Genomic DNA, 19,006 nt, shown 5'->3' on the forward strand with positions numbered 1-19,006 from the left:
CAAGTGCCTGAGGGGCTGCGGAGCAATCAGCCCCGAACCATTCACGACCATTCCGCCGATCGCTCGACTCCTTCAGCCCCGTAATCCGCCTGAAATCGGTTTCCGCAGTCTCGAAGTTCGATCCCGTCCGTCATTGCAAGATTCAGATTCATTGACGTTCGTCTGTTTCCGATTCGAGCCCGAATGTCCCCGGCTCACGTCGCGGCCAGGGAATTGATCGAGAGCAATTGACCCCCCGAGATCGAGATTCCGCCTTGTGCTCCAGGTCCCGAAGCGGCCTGGAGCAGGTTCGACGCCGTTTCCCCCCGGTCGCCTGACCGCAAAGGAAGCCCGCGTCGAATCGACCGCAAGGTCACCGCCCCGGGAGGACCGCATGAGCACCCAGATCGCCCGCTCCGACGCCGACCTGCTTGGCACCGCCGGGACTCCGGCATCCGGCTCCCCCGGCGCAGTCGAGGCCATTCCGACCACCGAGGCGCCTGCTCGATCGGTCGGTACGTCACCCCCGAGCAACGGCAGCTCTCCCCCCGCGCCGGAACCGAGCAGCGCGGACGCTAAAGAGGCCAAGCCTGCCAAGCCTGCCCGGAAACCTCGGAGGAGACGGGGGGCTCCGGTCTGGAAATGGGACGCGCCGAGCTGGGGCGTTTCGTTGATGGTCCACCTTGCGGTCTTGATGGCGCTGGCCTTGATGGCCGTGGGGGGCCAGATCGAGCAACTTGCCGGCCCGATCGACGCCGGCACCGAGGAGAACAGCCTGGCCGACGAGGATCTGACCGCCATCCTTGCCGATCCCTCCGACGAAGAGCCCGAGCTGGCCGCTGGCGACCCGACGAGCATGCTCGCGCCCGGCGCTCCGTCGGCCACCCCGGCCATCCGGACAGCCACGGCCGAGGTCAGCGAGTCGAAAAGCCTCTCCGGCATGATTGACATTGCCGTGCCGACGCCCAGCACTTCGCTGATTCCCTCGACCGGCTCGCTCAACCGCGACCTCAGCGGCGGCCGGCGGATCAGCGGCGAGACGGGCCGACCGACCAACGGCTACGACGAAGCCCTCGACCAGCTCGCCCGAGAGATCCTGGCCCACCTGGCCACCAGCCGGGTCACCGTCCTCTGGGTCTTCGACGAGTCGGGCAGCATGAAGGACGACCAGCGGATGATCCGAGACCGGTTCGACCGGGTCATCAATGAGCTGCGCATCCAGGTTCCCACCGATCGCCGCGAGGCCGGCGACCTGGAGCACGCGATCATCGGCTTCGGCGAGAAGATCCACTACGAGAACTCCCGCCCCCGCGGCGACCTGGAGGACATCCGACAGGCCATCGACGGCCTTCGGGTCGACGAGTCGGGCTTCGAGTACACGATGAAGGCCGTCTTCGAGACCCTGGCCCGATACAGCCGGATCATTGAGAAGGACCGCAAGGTCCTGATGGTCCTGATTACCGACGAGTCGGGAGACGACGGCGACCTGGTCGAACAGGCTCGCCTGGCGATGGTCAACCGAGGGGTGACAGCCTATGTGCTCGGCCGTCAGTCGATGTTCGGCTACAACACGGTCCGGCTCCGCTACAAGGACCCGGTCACGGGCGACATCTACTGGCCGACGATCATCCGGGGCCCCGAGAGCGCCGGCCTCGAAATGCTCCAGTGGGACGGACTCTGGAAGGACCGCCACGACGAGCAGCCCTCGGGCTTCGCCCCGTACGAGCTGGCCCGGCTGGTCAAGGACACCGGTGGTATCTTCTTCCTCCTGCCCAACGAGGAAGAGCTGCGCAACCGGCCGAGCGGCGAAAAGGCGTACCCCTTCGAGACCCTCAAGGAGTACTCGCCCGACTACAGCCCTCGGGCCGACTACGCCTCACGGGTCGCTCAGAGTGACCTGCGCAAGACGATGAACGAGATCATCCAGCTCACCGATAAGGACTTCGGCTTCGAGCGGCACTTCCCGGTCAACCCGCCCGAGCTGGGGCAGAAAATCGCCCAGGAATTGCCCAGGGTCGAGGCCCAGCTCCGCGCTCTGAGGGAGATCGAGAACCGCCTCCGATCGATGGAATCGGCCCGAGACAAGGAGGCCAACCGCCGCTGGCAGGCCAACTACGACCTGATGCTCGCCCAGGTCGTCGCCTTTCAGATCAAGGCTTACGAATATCGGGCCTGTCTGGCCGAGATGGTCAATCTCGCCAACCAGGGGAAACTGAAGCCCAAGAACCCGCCCATCCCCAACCAGCGACGGACGGACTGGGTCATCAACCACTCCGGCAAGAAGAAGGCCCCGGCCGCGGAAACCGAGAAACGCTATGCCGAGGCCACCCAACTGCTCAACGAGGTGATCGAGCGCCACCCCGACACCCCCTGGGCCGACCTGGCGCAACTGACCCTCAACCGAGGCCTCGGCTGCGACTGGTCTGAGTGGAACGTCCACCCGGATTACGACAAGCGAGCCGCCCTGGTCCCGAAGTACTGACGGCCGCCGACGCTCGTCCACGAAGGGGGCCGGCCAATCGGCCGGCGAGCCCGAGAATCGATCGCGGTCCCGAAGCAATGGGGCCCGAGCCCGACGAGGCTCGGGGGCTTCCCTCGCTCGAAGGGGGGAGCTCGTCGGGCCGGTCGCTCGTGTGGTGGGCCGGTTGCGGTCGAGCGAGCGTCAGACCCTGTCTGAGCGATTCGCGATCGCGCCGAGGACCGATCGGGAATGTCACGCGCATGGGTTCGGCTCGGGGTGATGAGGCCACGGGGGTCAAAAGACCTTGGCCAGGGCGCGGAGCAGTTGCAGGGCGAACAGGACGACGGCGGCCAGGACGGCGGCGGCGACGGTGATCGTGAGGATCGTGGCCGCGACCTCGCCGCAGGTCCGTTCGAGCGTGGACGGCTCGTCGACCCCCCGGCTGACCCGGAGGACCCGGGCGATCAGGTAGCCGACCGACGGCCCGACGATCAGGAGCAGGCCGACGGCCATCCCCGCCCTGCCCTGCCCGACCGCCAGGAAGACCGCCACGACGGCCACGCCGATCATCGTCGTCGCCAGCGAGAGCCGGGGGCGGAGCCACGTCCCTCGGGACGGTTGCGGGTCGATCGCTGCCTCCGGCTTCGCCTCGGCGTTCGGTTCGACCGGGGGGGCGGTTGCCGTCGCGGGCAGATCGGCCCCGCAGAGCCAGCAGTTCGAGGCGCCGAGCAGGTTGGCCGTCTTGCACGTCGGGCAGGTCGGCGGCTCGGGCCAGGAGGCAGCATCGGTCGGGCGGTCGTCGGTCATGGGGAGGGGCTCGATCGTCGGGTGAGCGATCGCGGGATCCGGGGGTACGAACGGGTTGATGATGACCGATGAGGGCCGCGGAGTGCCACGGTCGAGCGTCCTGGGCGCGTTCGGGCGATTGACGGCGGGCGCTGGCGGCCGGTACGATCCAACGCCTTGGAATGGGGCGAAGGGATGCAACGGGTTCGGGACCGGATTCCGAACGCCGGGCGAGGGATTGGCCCCCTGCCCCTCGTGTTATTGAAGGTCTCCCGACCCGGGTGCTTTGACCGTGCGCATCTTGCTGACGAACGACGACGGGGTGTACGCCGCGGGCCTGCGGGCCCTGCACAAGGAACTGGCCAAGCTGGGCGAGGTGACGGTGATCGCCCCGGCGCTGGAGCAGAGCGGCGTCGGCCACGCGATCACCTTGCTCGACCCGTTGATCGTCTCGTCGATCGACGACGTGGACGGCTCTCAGCTGGGCCAGGCCGTCGAGGGGAGCCCGGCCGACTGCGTGAAGCTGGCGATCTACGAGCTGATGGACCGGCCGCCGGACCTGATCGTCTCGGGGATCAACCACGGGGCGAACGCGGGGATCAACGTGCTGTACTCGGGCACGGTGGCCGCGGCGATCGAGGGGGCCTTCTTCGAGATCACCAGTATTGCCGTCTCGCTCGAATACAGTGAGCACTTCGACTTCCCCTACGCCGCCCGGCACGCGAGGCGGGTGATCGAGACGATCCTGAGCAACAACCCCCCGGCCGGGTCGCTGTTCAACGTGAACATCCCGTCGCACAACCGAGGGGAGCCGAAGGGGATCAAGGTGGTGCCGATGGGGGTCGGCCGCCACGGCGAAGGCTTCGAGCGCCGCCGCGACCCGAGGGGACGCACCTACTACTGGATGACCTACGCCCCCCCCTTCCGCCTCGAAGGGGAGGAGAGCGACGTCATCGCCCTGGCCGATGGGAACATCACCGTCACCCCCTTGCAGTTCGACATGACCCGCCAGACCCAACTGGACCAGGTCCGCGGCTGGACCTGGCCCGGGCCAGAAACCTCCTGAGCCGATCCGCCCGCTGTGGTCCTCCCAACGGTTCTGATTGACGCCCGGTGCGCCCCCTGAGTTGAGGCGGTGCGCTTCGGGCGTTTGTCGTAAGGTGTGACCAGGCAAACAGAACAGGCGTAACCTTCGGTTCGTTTCGGGAACTCTGCCCGGGGATTGGCTTCGTTTCGTCAGGGTCGGCGGGGTGGCCCGGGCGTGCCGCTGGTCGGGGAAATGGGTTTGTTTCGTCATGTCGGGCTGATCGACCCGCCTGCCAAGGCCGGTGCCTAGGGCCGATCGGGGTTGGTGCGCTTGGATGTCAGGGTGGAAGCTCTTTTCTTGTAGGGAGATACGGGAATTCTTCCGGTTCGTTTCGGGATTTCCTCGGTCACGATGGTTCTGCGGTCGGGCCTCACACGGGGCCGGCGACGTCCTGGCCGGGAGGTGGGGTCGGCGTGGTGGCTGTTTCGTCATTGAAGACGTGGGCGCACGGAGTGTGAGACGAGCAGGCAAGGGTGGGCACATGGAAGAATGATGGCGTTCCGCGAGTTATGGGCCGGAGCCTTCCGGGAACGAGTGGGGTGCCCTCCTCTCAATATGATCGAGATGGGAGGGGGCTTCAGTCACTATTGAGGGGTCGGATTTTTTTGGCGAGGGTCGGTCATCGGTAGGAAGTCCAGGACACCGCGGCCAGGGGCGGGGCCTCCTGAGTGTCTCCCGCATTTGAGGGAATCGAATGGGGAGAGACGACCGCTTCCGGGCCTGGATGAGCGGCGGCCGGGGTTGCTTGGCGTGGTCTGGGGTTCGACAATAGGAACGGAGTGGTGGGGAATCGCTGGGTAGAACGGGGGTGAGTGATGACGGATCCGAGCGTGAAGGACCAGGCACGCAGGCTCGTGGATCGGCTGCCGGACGATGCCACGTGGGAAGACTTGCAATATGAGATTTACGTCCGGCAGGCGATCGAAGCGGGGTTGAAGGATTCGAAGGAGGGGCGGACCGTCTCGATCGAGGAGGCGAGAAGGCGGTTCGGGATCGAAGGATCATGATCGTCCGCTGGACGGAGTCTGCGCTGGCGGATCTCGAGGCGATCGAGGCATTCATTGCCAGGCATTCGCCTCGGTATGCACGGGCCATGGTGGGTCGGATCTTCCAGAGGTGTGAGCAGATCGCGGCCCTGCCCGGTGCCGGGCCGATGGTCCCCGAGTTCGAGGACGCGACCTTGCGGGAGGTCTTTGAGCATCCGTATCGGATCGTCTATCAGCTCGTTGATGAGGAGCGGATCGACGTGGTGGCGGTTGTCCATGGGGCGCGGCGCTTGCCGCATATGTGACCTTGACCGTCGGCTGCCACGGCGTCCTCGATGGACCTCATGGCAGGTATTGCATGCTGAGCCCCGTCGCGGGAGAGCGCTCGGGACAGATTGGCCCTCATGACGCCTCGCGTGTCTGCATTCTTGGGACTGCGCAGACGGTGTCCGGGTCAGCAGTGGTGTTATTATCACGTTGGAGCGAATAACTGGCGGGCGTCGGCCATCGCTGCGGTTCGCGTGCGCGTCGAGTGTATTGGGGATTGGGAGCGCACGGGATCACGACTTCGATGAGTTGTCGGAGCGACGGGATCGCGAGTCCTCGGTTCCGCGTCTGGTTGGTGAGTGTGCAGGGTGGGTTTCCTCTCGACCTCACCTTGCCAGGCGACCGAGGGATCGGCCTGCTCCCCATCGTGACGATTATCCTCCTGAATTCGGAATCACACCCATGAAGCGTGTCATCGTCACCGTTGCCGTGTTGATTGGCCTGGGAAGCCAGCCGGCGCGGGCGCAACAAGGGATGGAACCGACGCTCGGCGATCGGGTCATGGCGTATGCCGGGAATCTCGCATACGAGGGTACACTCGGGGTTGCTCAAGGTTTGGGGAGTGTTTTGGGGGAAGCGGCGGGGACCGGAATCAAAAACTTCTTCTTCCCCTCGAACTCGGATGGTACGGTTGATACACAGGTCTTTCAGGATGTTTTGAAGCGTGTGGAAGCAAGCGATGCGGAACGGCGCGCGGAGATCGCGGCCCTGAGGGAGCAACTCCGCGACACGATGACGCATGCTGAAGTGCATACCATGATCATGAACTATCTCTCCAGCGTGAATGAGGAGCTGGCGGAGATCAGCCGACAGGTGCAGGAACAGCGGCGGGTCCAGGAGATTCATGCCTCGATCCTGGCAAATCAGAGTAAGGACATCCTCGAACTGTTCCGGGGCCAGGAGGGGTTGTCCCGGGAATTGCTCGATTTCCGGGTGGCTGTGGAGGAGGACTTCGAACGTCAGAGCGAGCGTCTGAACAGTGTCGAGGAGGAGATGAAGAGCCTGAGGCGCGACTATCCTCGCTACCGGGCGAACCAGCAGGGAGAACTCCTGGCCGTGGGGGCCATCCGCTTGCTGGAGAAGGGTGATCATCGCGAGGCACTCCGGTCGTTCCGGTATGCCCATGCGTACGACCTGACCGAACCCTGCTACCTCTACGGCATGGCCCTGGCGTATCGGGGGCTTGGCGAGCAGGGAGAGGCGGAGGTTTATGCGGCCCGAGGCATCGCGGCCGATCGGAAGCGCTCTCTGGTCTACAGTCGGGTCTGGCAGAACATGTCGTACCGGATCCAGGGGCCCGACCGACGCTGGCTCGAAGGCCTCCGGGAGGATCCGGTCTATGGGGTCAAGGTGCCGGGGATGGTCAGCCTGCCGGCGACGCTGCTCGATTGATTGAGACTCGTCGGGCCTGCGACGCGGACCGATCGCCTGGCCGCTTGGCGCGATCGGTCCGCGCCACGGACATCACGGAGTGTAGTCGAGGGCCTGGTGGGCGAGGCGGAGGTCGGGGCCGAGGTGGACCTGGACGTTGCGAGAGGCAGGGCGCTCGCCAGGCGATCGCAACCACCCGACGAGCATGGCGTGGAGGGGGGCGGGTTAGCGCGACCGTTGCCGACGCCTGGCGAAGACGATTCCGAGGCCGCCGAGCGCGACGAGGATCAGGGTCGAGGGTTCGGGGATAATGGTGGTGCGGGTCTCACCCGTGATGATCGTTCCACCGTTGGGGGCGCTGAACGCCGCGAACGGAGAGTTCGGGCCGGATGTGAAGAACTTGAAGGCGTCGTACTCGGTGCCTGGTTGCAGCACGGCCTGCGGGTTGTCGGGGTCGGGGCCGGCTTCTGACAGCCAGTAGAACGCGACGGAGGTACTGTCTCCCCAGAGCCAGTCGACCTCGGTGGTGTCGATTGAGAAGGACGAGGGAGGCGTCGCGCCGATCGGCCGGATGGAATCGAAATCGAATCCCAATTCCCAACTCTCCTTGGCGATCAGGGCGGAGATCCAATGGTCTCGCGCGCTTAAGCCGTCGATGGAGGAGATGCCGGAGATCGCCGTGTCCTGGATCAGGTCGTTGCCGACCCCGAATGCCCAGGTCGTCATGGATGGTGTGATGTAGAAGGTCCCGGTGTAGGCGTTCCCCGGGTTGTCCGGAGGTACGAGGACCTCCCTGATCTGCGTTGCATGCGTCGCATTGGCGAGCAATACGACCAAGGATACGACGAGAACGAATGTTCTTGCTCTTTTCATGGTAATGTGTTGACTTCTATGAAAGAGCATGGACGTGAACGCGATGATGTCACCTGAGCTTAGGGGGGTGGGCTCAGGGCGTCAAGGGTTTTTGAGTTGAGTGAGTTTACGACCGTTTCGGTGGTGAATTCTGGCAACAACCGGCGTTACCGGGTTGTGGTGATATTGGCGATGATTTATGGGTTGCGCGGGCTGATCGCGAGTGAGGAGGATTGGAAGGGTCTTTCGGGCGTTGTGCGAGGGGGGTGTTGAGGGCGGCTTAGGGCCGTAAACTGCCTGTGCGTGCCGGACCGGGAGAGCGTGCAGAAGCCGGAGAATTTGCGTTCGCCCGAAGGGGTGGACCGGGGTCGGGTGGACCCCGGGCGCTGAGGGGGCGGTTTGCTGAGGAGGGGATGGGCGGGGTCGAGAGGACGAGACTGTCTCGATCGGCGAGAGGGGGTTGGTGATGAGAGCGGAGTTCGATTGCGCGGGTCGTCTCGGTTGCTCGCCAACCGGGGTCGCGAAGCGACGAGAGGTTACGGAGATGCATCCCGGCGCCTCTTGCGGCTGCGCCGCCCCGGTTGGCGAGCAACCGAGACGACCCGTGATTGTACCTCGGGATGATTCCATTCGCCCGCGTTCGAGAGGAGTGCGTGAAGGACGAGGGTTTCGAGCTGTTGGTCCTGAACTCGTGCTCGGAACGCCTTGAAGAACGGACGCGAGGACCGTCGCAGGCTCTGAGCGAGGCCTTGCTCTTTCGGAGGGGCATCCATCCTGATACGCTTGGTTGAGTGTGAGAGGAAGGCGTTCCGGGTGTGCTGGACATTGGAGCACTCGGGACGCCCGGGAGAGCACGAGGGGAGGAGTGGCGTGATGAGACTGCGGCACACCTTGGTGAAGGTGTTCGTGTGGGGCGGGTTGGGGGCGGTGGTGGTTGCGAGCAGCGGGGCCGAGGGGGGGCAGGAGGTCAGGAGGGACGCGAGGCCAACGTTGGAGGAGGCGTTTCGCGGGTGGGACAAGGGGTTTTCGTCGGATCGGAAGGATGATCGCGTGGATGCGCTGCGATCGATGTTGCCTCGCAAGGAGGAGATCGCCTTGCTCTTTCCGGAGCAGGTCGATCTCCTGTGGCCGATTCTGGACGAAGGGCACACGGCCATGTTGGAGAACGTCGACCAAATGGCCGCGCAAATGACGAGAGGCGGGGGGATCACCGCGATCAAACCGATTGACGTGAGAGCCGACGCGAGGCGAGCGGAGGGGCCGTACCGCGAGGTGCTGGCCATGATTCCGCAAGACGTCGAGGTCTTCGAACTGGTCGTGACGCGAGGGCGGTCAACCTCGGGGAGCAGCGCGTATCTCTACGTCAACAATCGTTGGTGTTGGGTCCGAGGTTTCGAGGCGATTCCGAAGCTGTTGGAATCGCTCCGATGAGATCGATCCGTCGAAGCGCGACGGGGGGGCGTTCGTTGCCGAACGTCCTTAGGTGTCGGGGGCGTGGGGGTTTCGAGCGCAAGGCGGGGCGATTGGGAGCGAGCCGGCGCTGGTAGGCCGGCTCGCGGATGGACTCAGTCGGCGTCTTGCAGGAGGATGACCTGGCGGTCGCCGAACGCGAGGCCGGGTTGAGGGAGGGTGAGCACGGGCAGCACCTCGGTCGGCAAGACCCGTGGCTTGCCGATCGAGTTGGAGAATTCCGTGGCGGAATCGACGGAGAGTTCGGTCGTGGGGTTCAGCAAAATTTGCTGCGTCTTCACCAGGCTGATCCAGAGGTTCATGCGAGCGGTCATCAACCGAGCGGCATCCGTGTACGTCAGCACAAGAAGATGAATGTCTTGATCTCTGTGGGTGGTGATCCAGCTCTGATCTGACATGAGCTCGACGGATGCGACGATGATGTTCAGGCGGTTCGTCTTCAGTTGAATGCCTGCCCGTTTGGTGCCGATTAAGACGGACTCGACGGAGACGAGGTGAGGCGGGAGGGGGTCGCCTTCACCGGGATTCAGGCGTAACGGATCGGTCGGGGAGGTGCCATCGACCTGCAGAAGGGTGCGATCGAAGGCGGTCCCCAGCGCAAAGGTTCGTTCTGTCTGCAGGTGATCAGGAACAGGGGAGTCGCGATCGGGTTGAATGATGAGGTTCAATCCCTCGTTGAGGTGAACGTGCAGCAGGCCACCTTCCAGGCGTCGAATCTCGCATTGCTGGGCCATCGCGACCGAGACTGACGTGTGCGAGATGACCAGGAACGCGACGACGCGCAAACCGAGAAGGTGGTTCATGAATGTTCCTTGTTCGAATCGTTGGAACCCGTCGGGCCGACGCTTGGCGAGTGGTCCTCGCCAACCGATCGCGAGGCGACGATCGGGAGGAATGGTCGCTCGCTATCCCATGTTGCCGGAGAAGCTGGCCCGGCCGACGATGAGGGGGTCGGTCTGGCCGATCTTGCTGAGGTCCTTGCCGGTGTAATCCTGGGAGTGGAGCACGTAGCGCATGGCGTTGAGCCGGGCGCGTTTCTTGCAGTCGGTCTTGACGACGATCCAGGGGCACTCGGAGTGGTCGGTGTGGAAGAACATGGCTTCCTTGGCGGTGGTGTATTCATCCCACTTGTCGAGCGAGGCCATGTCGATGGGGCTGAGCTTCCACTGTTTGAGGGGGTGGATCTGCCGCTCCTTGAACCGTCGGCGCTGCTCTTTGCGGCTGACCGAGAACCAGAACTTGATCAGTTGGATGCCGCTGTTGACCAGGTGGCGCTCGATTTCGGGGGCCTGGTGCATGAAGGCAGCGTACTCCTCGTCGGTGCAGAAGCCCATGACCCGTTCGACCCCGGCGCGGTTGTACCAGGAGCGGTCAAAGAGGACGATCTCGCCGTGGGTGGGCATGTGCTGGAGGTAGCGCTGGAAGTACCACTGGCCGCGTTCCTCGTTGGTCGGCTTCTCCAGGGCGATGACGCGGGCACCTCGGGGGTTGAGGTGTTCCATGAAGCGCTTGATCGTGCCCCCTTTGCCGGCGGCGTCGCGGCCTTCGAAGAGGATCACGATCCGCTGGCCGGTTTCTCGGACCCAGGCCTGCAGCTTGAGCAACTCGACCTGCAGGTGATATTTCTGGCGTTCGTAGCTCTTGCGAGACAGGCGGTTCTTGTACGGGTAGACGGCGCCGCGCCAGTCGTCGACCAGCTCGTCGTCTGGGCTGATGGGCAGGCGGGTCTCGAAGTTCTGCCAGCGTGAGAGGGCCGTCTTGAGTGCCTCGGCGTCGTCGGGCGAGGCCCCTTCGAGGATGGCTTCGAGGGTTTTCAGGGCTTCCTGGTAGCTCTCGGGTTTGGGCTGCGAGGTGTTGAGCACGTCTTCGGCGGCGCTGGCCTGTGCGTCCTGAGCTTCGGCGCTCTGCTGGAGCACGGTGAAGGTTTCGACGTTCCTGGCCAAGGCGTCGGCATTTTCGGTTGGGAGGTCTCTGCCCTGAGTATTCTGGCTCATGACGCTGTTCCCCTCCGCCGCGATGGATCCCAAAGGGTGAGACACGCTGACGAGGACCCAAACTCCCGCGAGATCCGAGGACCCGATGCCGCAAGAGCAGGATCACGATTCGTTCCTGGCCGCGCTCCTGCCGAGCGGCCCGATTGAGGTTGGTGGACGATCGACGGCCAACCCCCGGCCCTCGCACGATGAACCAATCGTCTCCACGCATCTCTTTGATTCTAATCCAAGGGCACGTGGCATGCCAGACGCGGAATTCCGAGCGTGCGCGACCGCAGAGGGTGTCTTTCCGGAAGACCACTCGGCTGGCCTCCGGATCATCCATCGTCGGGGCGGCCGGGGTCGAGGCGACCGCAGGCACCCCGACGGGGACCGAACGCGGGTCAATCGGCCTGCTCGGTGAGGCGCTTGATAAAGGAGACTTCCTCGGGGCGGTAGGGGGTGCCGTCGAGGCGAAAGATGTCGTGGAACCAGACGGGGGGCTCGGAGTCGTAGGGGTTCTGCCAGGAGTCCCAGGGGTAAATGGTGTTGGAGCGGCCGGCGACGAAGCCCCAGCAGTACGCGCCGACGTGTTGAGCCTTGAAGTAACCGAGGATGGGGTCGAAGGTGCTGCCGTTGGGGCGGGCCATGAACTCGGTGCAGAGGAGGGGTCGGCCGTAGCGGCGGAGGTTCTCGACGCAGCGGGAGGCGCGGTCGAGGGGATCGTAAGAGTGGAAGGTGATGATGTCGGACTGCTCAAGCTGGACGCGCTCGGTGGGGGAGAGGCGGTCGGGGTCGGACCACTGGCCGATCCAGACGCCGGAGGTGAGCGGTTGGCTTGGATTGGCGGAGCGGGCCCAGGAGAAGCAGCGTTCGAGGAGTTCGAGGGTGCGCTCGCGCTTGCCTTCGGGCTCGCGGTCGAGCTTGTTGCGGCCGTAGCTGTTGTCGTTGGTGTTATCCGGCTCGTTCCAGAGGTCCCAGGCGTGGACGCGGGGGTCGTCCTTGAAGCGGGAGATGACGCCGACGGTGTAAGCCTTGAGAAGTTCTTCACGGTCGGGGTTCATCAGGTCGTCGGCGCCGGGGGACTGGACCCATCCGGAGTTGTGCACGCCGGGCTCGGGGTCGCGCTGGGGGCCGAGCTTCGGGTGGGGATCCCAGACGCTGTCGAACAGGACGAACATGACGCCGATATCATGACGGTCGGCGATGGCGAGGAAACGGTCCATGCGGTCGACGAAGCCGTCGGCGTCCTGTTCCCAGAGCAGGTGATGCAGATAGACGCGAATGCTGGTGAATCCGAGATCCTCGGCCCATCCGAGTTCGCGGTCGATGGTCTCGGGGTCGAAGGTGTCGGCCTGCCACATTTCAAGCTGGTTGATGGCGGTGCTTGGGTTGTAATTGCAGCCGACGAGCCAGGGGAGGCTGTCGTACCAGGCGTTGGCCCGTTCGGGGGTCCAGCGCTCGCGACCCTGGTCCTGATCCTGACCGTGAGTCGGGCTGGCGCTTGAGGAAGCAAGGGTCAGGGCCAGTGCGAAGGGGAACAGGAGCTTCGGGGAGAGGTGGGGTGTGCTCATGGGGTCTCCGATCCGATCCGAATTGCCGCTCGTTCTCGTCGAGCCGAGGGAGGGGGCAAGGATGGCCTCAGGCGCTCGATCGAGCGGGTTTTTTTTCGGGGCGACCTGACCTGGGCGCCGGCGAAAAGGCCGACATCCTGCCCGGTCAGCGTAGCAGGCGTCTGGCGGGCGATCAACGAGCAGTGGTCCTGTTCGGGAGCGTCACCCTGCCCTGCCCCTTGCCGCCGGGCCGGGCCGATTGCTCGACTCGACCTGGCTCGGGTCGGGTTTGCAGCAGGGAGCCGCGCCATGACTCACGAGGGGTCTGCTTCGCGTCTCCGGAAGGAGGTGATGAATGAAGGTTGCGGATCGTTCCGCGTCAGGAGGAAACGCGTGGGAACGCGGAGAGTTCCCGGCCCCGCCTCCCCTCGTTGGCGTTCCTCGCCAGGAGGGACGGGGCCAGGTTCACCCTCTGCGCCTCAATCCTCGAAAACGTTCGCCCCGGATGGGGCGGTGTTCCCGAGGATCAGGCTCAAGGAGAGCAACAGTTTGCCCCGGTTGAAGACGCCTCCTCCGCGCTCGCCCGCTCGGTTGCGGAGGACCTGGCTCCGGCTCAGGGTCGTCGTCCCCTCGTTGTAGATGCCGCCGCCGTCGGCCGTTGCGACGTTGAAGCGGATCCGGCTCCGCAAGGCGGTCAGGACGCCGCCTCTGGCGTTGAAGATGCCGCCACCGTTGCGGGAGGAGTTGCCGCTGAAGGAGGAGGTGGTGATCGTGGCCGTGCTGGAGGAGGCGTTGTAGATGCCGCCGCCCCCGCGGTCGGCCGAGTTGCCGCTGAAGGAGGAGGTGGTGATCTCTGCCCTGCCCCCGTTGAAGATGCCGCCGCCGAACGAGGCCGCCGAGTTGCCGCTGAAGGAGGAGTCGGTGATCGTCGCGGTGCCGCTGTTAAAGATGCCGCCGCCGCCGACGATGCCGAACTCTTCATCCTCATTGAACCCCAACGCCGAGTTGCCGCTGAAGGAGGAGTTTGAGATGGTTGCGGTGCCTTCATTATACAGGCCGCCACCCTGCCCCCCCCCCTGTGTTGCTGCTGAAGGAGGAGTCGGTGATCGTCGCGGTGCCGCTGTTATACAGGCCGCCGCTGGTTCCGGAGGAGTTGCTGCTGAAGGAGGAGTTTGAGATGGTTGCGGTGCCGCTGTTATACAGGCCGCCGCTAATTGTGGAGGAGTTGTTGCTAAAGGAGGAGTTGGAGATGGTTACGATGCCACTGTTATACAGGCCGCCTCCCTCCCAGAGCGCCGTGTTGTCGCTGAAGGTGGAGTCGGTGATCTCTGCCCTGCCCCCGTTGGAGAGTCCGTAGCCTGTGTTGCCATTGAAGGAGGAGCTGGAGATGGTCGCCGTGCCCCGGTTGGAGAGACCACTGCCTGTGTTGTCGCTGAAGGAGGAGTCGGAGATGGTGGCGGTGCCCCGGTTGGAGAGACCACTGCCTGTGTTGTCGCTGAAGGAGGAGTTTGAGATGGTTGCGGTGCCGCTGCTAAAAATACCGCCGCCCGAAAAAGCCGCCTCATTGCCGCTGAAGGAGGAGGTGGAGACAGAGACGGTCGCGGTGCGGTGGTTATAAATGCCGCCGCCGCCGCCGCCGCCCTCCTCATCATCGTAATAAGGCGCCCTGTTGCCGCTGAACGAGGAGTCGGAGATGGTGGCGGTGCCATAGTTATACAGGCCACCGCCCCATGCACCTGCTTCATTCCCGCTGAAGGAGGAGTTTGAGATGGTTGCGGTGCCGCTGTTATACATGCCGCCGCCGCGTAAGGTGGTGTTGTCGATGAAGGAGGAGTTGGCGATGGTTGCGGTGCCGCTGCTAAAAATGCCGCCACCGCGTTCGGCGGAGTTGCCGAAGACGACGATTTCGGTGAGGGCCAGTGATCCCTCATTGGAGATTCCACCACCGTTTTCGGCCCGACCGCCGGTGATCGTCAGGCCGGAGAGGGTAATGTTGGCGCCGGCCGAGACGACGAAGACGGAGAAGTCTGGCGTGTTCTCGGGGGGGTTGCGGGCGACGGTCAAGGTCTCGGCGCCGGGGCCGGTGATGGTCAGTTCGCCCGTCAAGTCGGGGAGGGCCGTGGTCAGTTCGATCGTGCCGGCCAGGTCGTCGGCGAAGACGATGTCGTCGGCGCGGTCGGGGTCGGCGTTGGCCTGCACGATCGCCCAGCGGAGCGAGCCCTCGCCGTCGGGGTGGAGGTTCATGACCTCGAAGGTCGAGAGCAGCGTCCGGTCCTCGAGCATCTCCAGCCGGATGCCGGGCCGGTGGCGGCGTGTTCTGGTCCCGCGATTCAGGGATCGGAGATCGCCGGGGCGTGGTGTGTTTGAGGTGTTGCCAATGCGTCGACAAATGGAACCGGTCGCTTCATTGAAGAGTCTCATCGGTGTTCCCTCGCGATTGATGCGCGGACGTTCCCTGTCGGCCTCGCGTCACGCGCCGCGAGTCCGTGTCGTTTGCGCTGCCTTCAGCGTCCTTGTTCAAACCTTTCTACTGTCGCGTCCGCCCGGAGCGACCCCGGGCCGCTCGGGACCCGGAGGGTTGGTTCCGGGGGCAGGGCTCAGGAGGTCATTGCCTGGCGGCGACGACGATTCCACAGCAGGCCCAGGCCCGCCAGGGCACTCGTTGCCGTCAGCGCCAGGCTGGACGGCTCGGGGATGGGGATGGCGGACAGGCGGATCTGGAAGGAATCGCCGGAGCCGAGGCCATTGAGGGCGATCCTCCAGTCCAGATCGGGATCGATCGGGCCGCCCGCGTCGCCGAGGACCAGGGCGTCGAAGGGTTCGATCGCCGGATTGAAGGACATCTGCGCCCTTGTGGATGAGAAGGATCTCGACGAAAGACCCCCGGTGGCGCCCGGGATGATCTGCCAGTCGTTTGTGTCGCCCAGCTCCCAGGTCGCGCCGCCTTCGAGTTCGACGGAGAAGCCGGACCAGGGGAGCCCGGTCAGGTTGAGGTGGAAGCCGCTGAAGAAGATCGTCGAGTCCGTATCATTCGGCCCCAGCAGGACATCCAGGAGGACCGGCTGCGTGCTGAGCCAATCGACATCGATGTCGAGCTTGTTGGGGCTGGAGAAGTCGTAGATGACGTTGCCGTTGTCCTCGAGGACCGTGATCGTGGCCGCTTCCAGAGCATTGCCGCCGAAACCCGTCGTTATCCAGATCAATGCCGCAAAGACGACAGCTACTCCGCTCCTCTGCATCGCACATTTGCTCTCAGCACTTCGATCTTCCATCAGAAGACCCTCATTTTATCAAAAGACCCTGCCGCCCTGCCGGGAGGCATCAGCAAGAAACGGGAGCAAAAAAAAGCCCCGCGAAGCGCATCAGTCGCTTCGTGAGGCCTTCATGACCGTCCCCGCGAACCGCCATGAGTTCGCGAGGGATTTATCCCCAACATAAGAGGGTCGGTCATGTTCTGTCAACAGCATCGAAAAGGCTCCTCCCGTGGACGGCTGCGCAACGCATGTAATCGTGATATTGAAGTTTGGAAATCCTGTTGATTGCCAAAACAAAATTGCGTGTTTGCTCTATCTCGACTCCGTTGCGAGGGAACGGTCCCCCTTGCCTGTGATACCTTTCGATCGCCATACTCGATCCGAGGCGGACAGGAAGCACCATCCTCTGGACGGGATGGCGGCCACCCATTGACTCCACGACGTTGAGGAACTCCCTGTGATGCATAAGCTTTCGATCGCTGTCTCCCGGCTCATCTTGGGCGCGGCCCTGGTGGTGGTGGCCGGATGCAACGGGGGAGGGTCGGAGGGATCGCCGACGGCGTCGGGATCAGGGGCGGGGGGCAGTCCGCCGCCGCCGCCGATGGTGGACGCGAATGCGCCGCCGCCGCCTCCGGTGGTGGCGGGGGCTCCGGCCGATGCGCCGGTGCAGTTGCGGAGGACGATCGGGCAGACGACCGGTGACGTGCGCGACTTTAACGCCGAGATGCAGAGCGGGCAGAATATTCAGGTCTCGACCGGTAAGATCACGGCAAAAGATCCGATCACGCTGCAAGGCAACGCCTATGTTTCGATTATCGGGCAGGCGGCCGTCTTGCAGATCCAGCATGCCTTGAACCTGTACAACGCCCTGAACGACCGCTATCCGAGCGATTTCGAGGAGTTCAAGCGCGAGATTCTCGACGCCAACGGCATCCGATTGCCCCAGCTTCCGGCCTATCAGGAGTATGCGTACAAGGCCGATACGCACGAACTGGTGGTGCTGGAATATCCTGACCGGATGGAGGCGCTTCGCGAGCAGGTCCGGGGGGGAACCCCGTGACGGGGATCGAGTGATGATTCGGATCGCCGTTGATCCCAAACGGGCTGAGCCGCCTGTGTGACGGACGAACCCGAGGCGTCACCGATGTCTTGGGAAGTGAGTAAGGACGCTGGAGCCGATGAAAACCCTTCCTTTGTCAATTCCACCAATCCGCGCGTTCCGCCTCCGTCGATGGGGGCATTCTTGAGGGTCAGCCATGTCCGTGAAATCGAAAGTGGTCGAGGGAGTCCTCAAGCAGTTCCGTCGCCGAGGGCTTCAGATCACGCGGCTTCCGTTTCCGAACGACCATCCGCTGAACCTCTTGACCTTGCTTGCCGATCGGATTCCGCATACCGGGGCCGACTTCTCGCTGGTGCAAATCGGGGCCAACGATGGTATCTCGAATGACCCGGTGCACGACTTAATCATCGAGCGCGGGTGGTCGGCCCTGCTGGTCGAACCGTTGACGGATGCGTTTGATCGCTTGAAGAAGACGTATGAGAACGTGGATCATGTGCAGTGCGTCAACTGTGCGATTGGGCATAGCGACGGGACGATGACCCTCTGGCGGGTGGCAGAGGCGCCGGGGAGTCCGGCAAGCCGTTGCACGTCGTTTTCGAGGGCGGTGCTGGCCAAGCAGTATCGGAGCATTCCGAACCTGGAGAGCCGGATTCAGCCGATCGAGGTGCCGTCGTTCACGCTGCAATCCTTGCTGGAGCGTTGCAAGGTTGGTCGGATCGACCTGTTGCAGATTGACACCGAGGGGTTCGACTTCGAGGTGATCAAGATGATGTTCTCGACCCCGATCCGGCCGGGGATCATCAATTTTGAGAATAATCACCTTTCGTACGAAGACAAGGTGGCCTGCGCTCGATTGCTCCGCGAGCAAGGGTACCGGTATCTCTCGTTCGGCCGCGACACGACGGCGTTTCGTACCGAGGGGGCAGTGCCGGCGTGAGGCGGCAAGCCGAGGACAACGTAGGGTGATTGCTTGAGAATCACCCTGCGTTTCGGTTGGCCTCTGATGGATTCTCGGTGAAGGGCTCGGCTCAGCGAGTCCGGGAGAATCGGGCCATGTAGCCGGCGACGTTCTCGGGGGTGCCGCCGGCGGGGACGGTGGTGACGTCGATTCGGGTGACCTGCCAGATGGTGGGCTCCACCTCGCGGAAGCCGACCGAGAAGCCGATGCCGGGCAGCGGGGTGGCGTTGTAGTCGGTGCCGAGGCTAGAGGAGCGTTCCTCCCACTGGGCCTGGGCGAGGAAGTCGGCCTTGCCCATGCGGGTGGCGCGCCCGGCCTGGATCTGAAGCTGGGCGATCCGGACGAACTCGAACTCGACGTTGGCGAGCGTGCCACGTAGGAGAGCCTTGGTGAGCATGCCGACCTGTTTTTCGAACTCAGGGGCGAGGTGCGACTCGAAGCGCTCGAAGTCGCTCGCCTTGACGGCGTCGGCCATGTCGTAGACGGCCATCTCGATCCGCTCGCGGTCGGTCACCCAGAGCTGTTCGATCACCAGGAGCATCCCCGCAAGGCCGAGTGCTCCTGCAGCCCAGGCCAGATGCTTGCCTTGCTGAGAGAACCGGAGGCGGATCAGGAAGGCGACGGCCAGCAAGGCGAACAGACCGGCCAGAGGCCAGGGATCTTCGGAGAGCCAGGTCATCGGTCGACTCCTTTGTCGGGACGATGCGGTTGCGGTCGAGGCCCGGAGCGGGACGAAACGGCCAGGAGCATCGGGCCGTTACCCGCCGAAGACATGGGGGTTTCGGATCGCGTCGAGACGTGGCCGAAAAGGATCTCCTCCCGACACTTGTAGGATAGGCGCCGAGGGGTGCAAAGACCAGACCCGAGGGCTCGGGAATCTGCCGGAAGG

Annotated in this window: 18 protein-coding genes; 8 read left to right on the forward strand and 10 right to left on the reverse strand. The window is 64.1% G+C overall.

The window, feature by feature from the left end; all coding sequences use genetic code 11:
- Positions 1-373: 373 nt before the first annotated feature.
- Positions 374-2,461 carry a vWA domain-containing protein gene (locus HG800_RS16550; RefSeq protein ID WP_169977733.1) on the forward strand — a complete coding sequence of 696 codons (2,088 nt, stop codon included), beginning with the start codon at positions 374-376 and terminating at the stop codon, positions 2,459-2,461.
- A gap of 273 nt (positions 2,462-2,734) precedes the next feature.
- Here the strand turns inward: HG800_RS16550 and HG800_RS16555 are convergent, their stop codons facing one another.
- Positions 2,735-3,247: a hypothetical protein gene (locus HG800_RS16555; protein ID WP_169977734.1), complete on the reverse strand. Its 513-nt coding sequence runs from the start codon at positions 3,245-3,247 to the stop codon at positions 2,735-2,737.
- A 271-nt stretch (positions 3,248-3,518) separates the two neighbouring features.
- On the opposite strand from HG800_RS16555, the gene surE reads away from it, so the two are divergent.
- From surE to HG800_RS16575, 4 genes are all read left to right on the forward strand, one after another.
- Complete coding sequence (gene surE / locus HG800_RS16560; RefSeq protein WP_169977735.1) at positions 3,519-4,292, forward strand: 5'/3'-nucleotidase SurE; 774 nt, start codon at positions 3,519-3,521, stop codon at positions 4,290-4,292.
- An 836-nt stretch (positions 4,293-5,128) separates the two neighbouring features.
- The gene (locus HG800_RS16565; protein ID WP_169977736.1) at positions 5,129-5,320 is read left to right on the forward strand and encodes a hypothetical protein; all 192 of its coding nucleotides are present in this window, start codon (positions 5,129-5,131) and stop codon (positions 5,318-5,320) included.
- Complete coding sequence (locus tag HG800_RS16570) at positions 5,317-5,604, forward strand: type II toxin-antitoxin system RelE/ParE family toxin (protein ID WP_169977737.1); 288 nt, start codon at positions 5,317-5,319, stop codon at positions 5,602-5,604. The genes HG800_RS16565 and HG800_RS16570 overlap by 4 nt, the downstream gene beginning before the upstream one ends.
- Positions 5,605-6,028: 424 nt before the next feature.
- Positions 6,029-7,018, forward strand: a complete 990-nt coding sequence (locus tag HG800_RS16575) for a hypothetical protein (RefSeq protein WP_169977738.1) — start codon at positions 6,029-6,031, stop codon at positions 7,016-7,018.
- Between the two features lie 204 nt (positions 7,019-7,222).
- Here HG800_RS16575 and HG800_RS16580 read toward each other — a convergent pair whose 3' ends face one another.
- Positions 7,223-7,870: a PEP-CTERM sorting domain-containing protein gene (locus HG800_RS16580; RefSeq protein WP_169977739.1), complete on the reverse strand. Its 648-nt coding sequence runs from the start codon at positions 7,868-7,870 to the stop codon at positions 7,223-7,225.
- 852 nt (positions 7,871-8,722) lie between these two features.
- Here HG800_RS16580 and HG800_RS16585 point away from each other — a divergent pair.
- Positions 8,723-9,280, forward strand: coding sequence for a hypothetical protein (locus HG800_RS16585; protein ID WP_169977740.1), 558 nt, complete (start codon positions 8,723-8,725; stop codon positions 9,278-9,280).
- 134 nt (positions 9,281-9,414) lie between these two features.
- Here HG800_RS16585 and HG800_RS16590 read toward each other — a convergent pair whose 3' ends face one another.
- The 6 genes from HG800_RS16590 to HG800_RS16615 all read right to left on the reverse strand — a co-directional run bounded on the left by HG800_RS16590 (position 9,415) and on the right by HG800_RS16615 (position 16,117).
- Complete coding sequence (locus HG800_RS16590; RefSeq protein WP_169977741.1) at positions 9,415-10,122, reverse strand: hypothetical protein; 708 nt, start codon at positions 10,120-10,122, stop codon at positions 9,415-9,417.
- 102 nt (positions 10,123-10,224) lie between these two features.
- Entirely contained in the window at positions 10,225-11,313 is a 1,089-nt protein-coding gene (gene ppk2, locus HG800_RS16595; RefSeq protein WP_169977742.1) for a polyphosphate kinase 2, read from the reverse strand.
- A 383-nt stretch (positions 11,314-11,696) separates the two neighbouring features.
- Positions 11,697-12,866 (reverse strand): cellulase family glycosylhydrolase, encoded by a 1,170-nt coding sequence (locus HG800_RS16600; RefSeq protein WP_169977743.1) that lies wholly within the window; start codon positions 12,864-12,866, stop codon positions 11,697-11,699.
- 458 nt (positions 12,867-13,324) lie between these two features.
- Positions 13,325-13,843: a hypothetical protein gene (locus HG800_RS28025; RefSeq protein WP_169977744.1), complete on the reverse strand. Its 519-nt coding sequence runs from the start codon at positions 13,841-13,843 to the stop codon at positions 13,325-13,327.
- A gap of 49 nt (positions 13,844-13,892) precedes the next feature.
- The gene (locus HG800_RS16610) at positions 13,893-15,266 is read right to left on the reverse strand and encodes a right-handed parallel beta-helix repeat-containing protein (protein WP_169977745.1); all 1,374 of its coding nucleotides are present in this window, start codon (positions 15,264-15,266) and stop codon (positions 13,893-13,895) included.
- Positions 15,267-15,442: 176 nt separating this feature from the next.
- Positions 15,443-16,117 (reverse strand): PEP-CTERM sorting domain-containing protein, encoded by a 675-nt coding sequence (locus HG800_RS16615; RefSeq protein WP_169977746.1) that lies wholly within the window; start codon positions 16,115-16,117, stop codon positions 15,443-15,445.
- 442 nt (positions 16,118-16,559) lie between these two features.
- Here HG800_RS16615 and HG800_RS16620 point away from each other — a divergent pair, with 442 nt between their 5' ends.
- Both HG800_RS16620 and HG800_RS16625 read left to right on the forward strand, forming a co-directional pair.
- On the forward strand, positions 16,560-17,159 hold the full coding sequence (locus tag HG800_RS16620) for a hypothetical protein (RefSeq protein ID WP_169977747.1): 600 nt from the start codon (positions 16,560-16,562) through the stop codon (positions 17,157-17,159).
- A gap of 196 nt (positions 17,160-17,355) precedes the next feature.
- Positions 17,356-18,096, forward strand: coding sequence for an FkbM family methyltransferase (locus HG800_RS16625; RefSeq protein WP_169977748.1), 741 nt, complete (start codon positions 17,356-17,358; stop codon positions 18,094-18,096).
- 91 nt (positions 18,097-18,187) lie between these two features.
- On the opposite strand, the gene HG800_RS16630 is transcribed toward HG800_RS16625, so the two are convergent.
- Positions 18,188-18,796: a hypothetical protein gene (locus tag HG800_RS16630; protein ID WP_169977749.1), complete on the reverse strand. Its 609-nt coding sequence runs from the start codon at positions 18,794-18,796 to the stop codon at positions 18,188-18,190.
- On the reverse strand, positions 18,793-19,006 hold a 214-nt coding region (locus HG800_RS26975; RefSeq protein WP_206352307.1), incomplete at its 5' end, for a hypothetical protein. The genes HG800_RS26975 and HG800_RS16630, both read right to left, overlap by 4 nt.

Origin of the sequence: Tautonia rosea, assembly GCF_012958305.1 — a bacterium.
GTDB lineage: Bacteria > Planctomycetota > Planctomycetia > Isosphaerales > Isosphaeraceae > Tautonia > Tautonia rosea.

Coding starts and splice junctions, on each gene's coding strand:
- HG800_RS16550 (WP_169977733.1), top strand. CDS start 374: ATGAGCACCCAGATCGCCCGCTCCGACGCCGACCTGCTTGGCACCGCC.
- HG800_RS16555 (WP_169977734.1), bottom strand. CDS start 3,247: ATGACCGACGACCGCCCGACCGATGCTGCCTCCTGGCCCGAGCCGCCG.
- HG800_RS16565 (WP_169977736.1), top strand. CDS start 5,129: ATGACGGATCCGAGCGTGAAGGACCAGGCACGCAGGCTCGTGGATCGG.
- HG800_RS16570 (WP_169977737.1), top strand. CDS start 5,317: ATGATCGTCCGCTGGACGGAGTCTGCGCTGGCGGATCTCGAGGCGATC.
- HG800_RS16575 (WP_169977738.1), top strand. CDS start 6,029: ATGAAGCGTGTCATCGTCACCGTTGCCGTGTTGATTGGCCTGGGAAGC.
- HG800_RS16580 (WP_169977739.1), bottom strand. CDS start 7,870: ATGAAAAGAGCAAGAACATTCGTTCTCGTCGTATCCTTGGTCGTATTG.
- HG800_RS16585 (WP_169977740.1), top strand. CDS start 8,723: ATGAGACTGCGGCACACCTTGGTGAAGGTGTTCGTGTGGGGCGGGTTG.
- HG800_RS16590 (WP_169977741.1), bottom strand. CDS start 10,122: ATGAACCACCTTCTCGGTTTGCGCGTCGTCGCGTTCCTGGTCATCTCG.
- ppk2 (WP_169977742.1), bottom strand. CDS start 11,313: ATGAGCCAGAATACTCAGGGCAGAGACCTCCCAACCGAAAATGCCGAC.
- HG800_RS16600 (WP_169977743.1), bottom strand. CDS start 12,866: ATGAGCACACCCCACCTCTCCCCGAAGCTCCTGTTCCCCTTCGCACTG.
- HG800_RS16610 (WP_169977745.1), bottom strand. CDS start 15,266: ATGAGACTCTTCAATGAAGCGACCGGTTCCATTTGTCGACGCATTGGC.
- HG800_RS16615 (WP_169977746.1), bottom strand. CDS start 16,117: ATGGAAGATCGAAGTGCTGAGAGCAAATGTGCGATGCAGAGGAGCGGA.
- HG800_RS16620 (WP_169977747.1), top strand. CDS start 16,560: ATGCATAAGCTTTCGATCGCTGTCTCCCGGCTCATCTTGGGCGCGGCC.
- HG800_RS16625 (WP_169977748.1), top strand. CDS start 17,356: ATGTCCGTGAAATCGAAAGTGGTCGAGGGAGTCCTCAAGCAGTTCCGT.
- HG800_RS16630 (WP_169977749.1), bottom strand. CDS start 18,796: ATGACCTGGCTCTCCGAAGATCCCTGGCCTCTGGCCGGTCTGTTCGCC.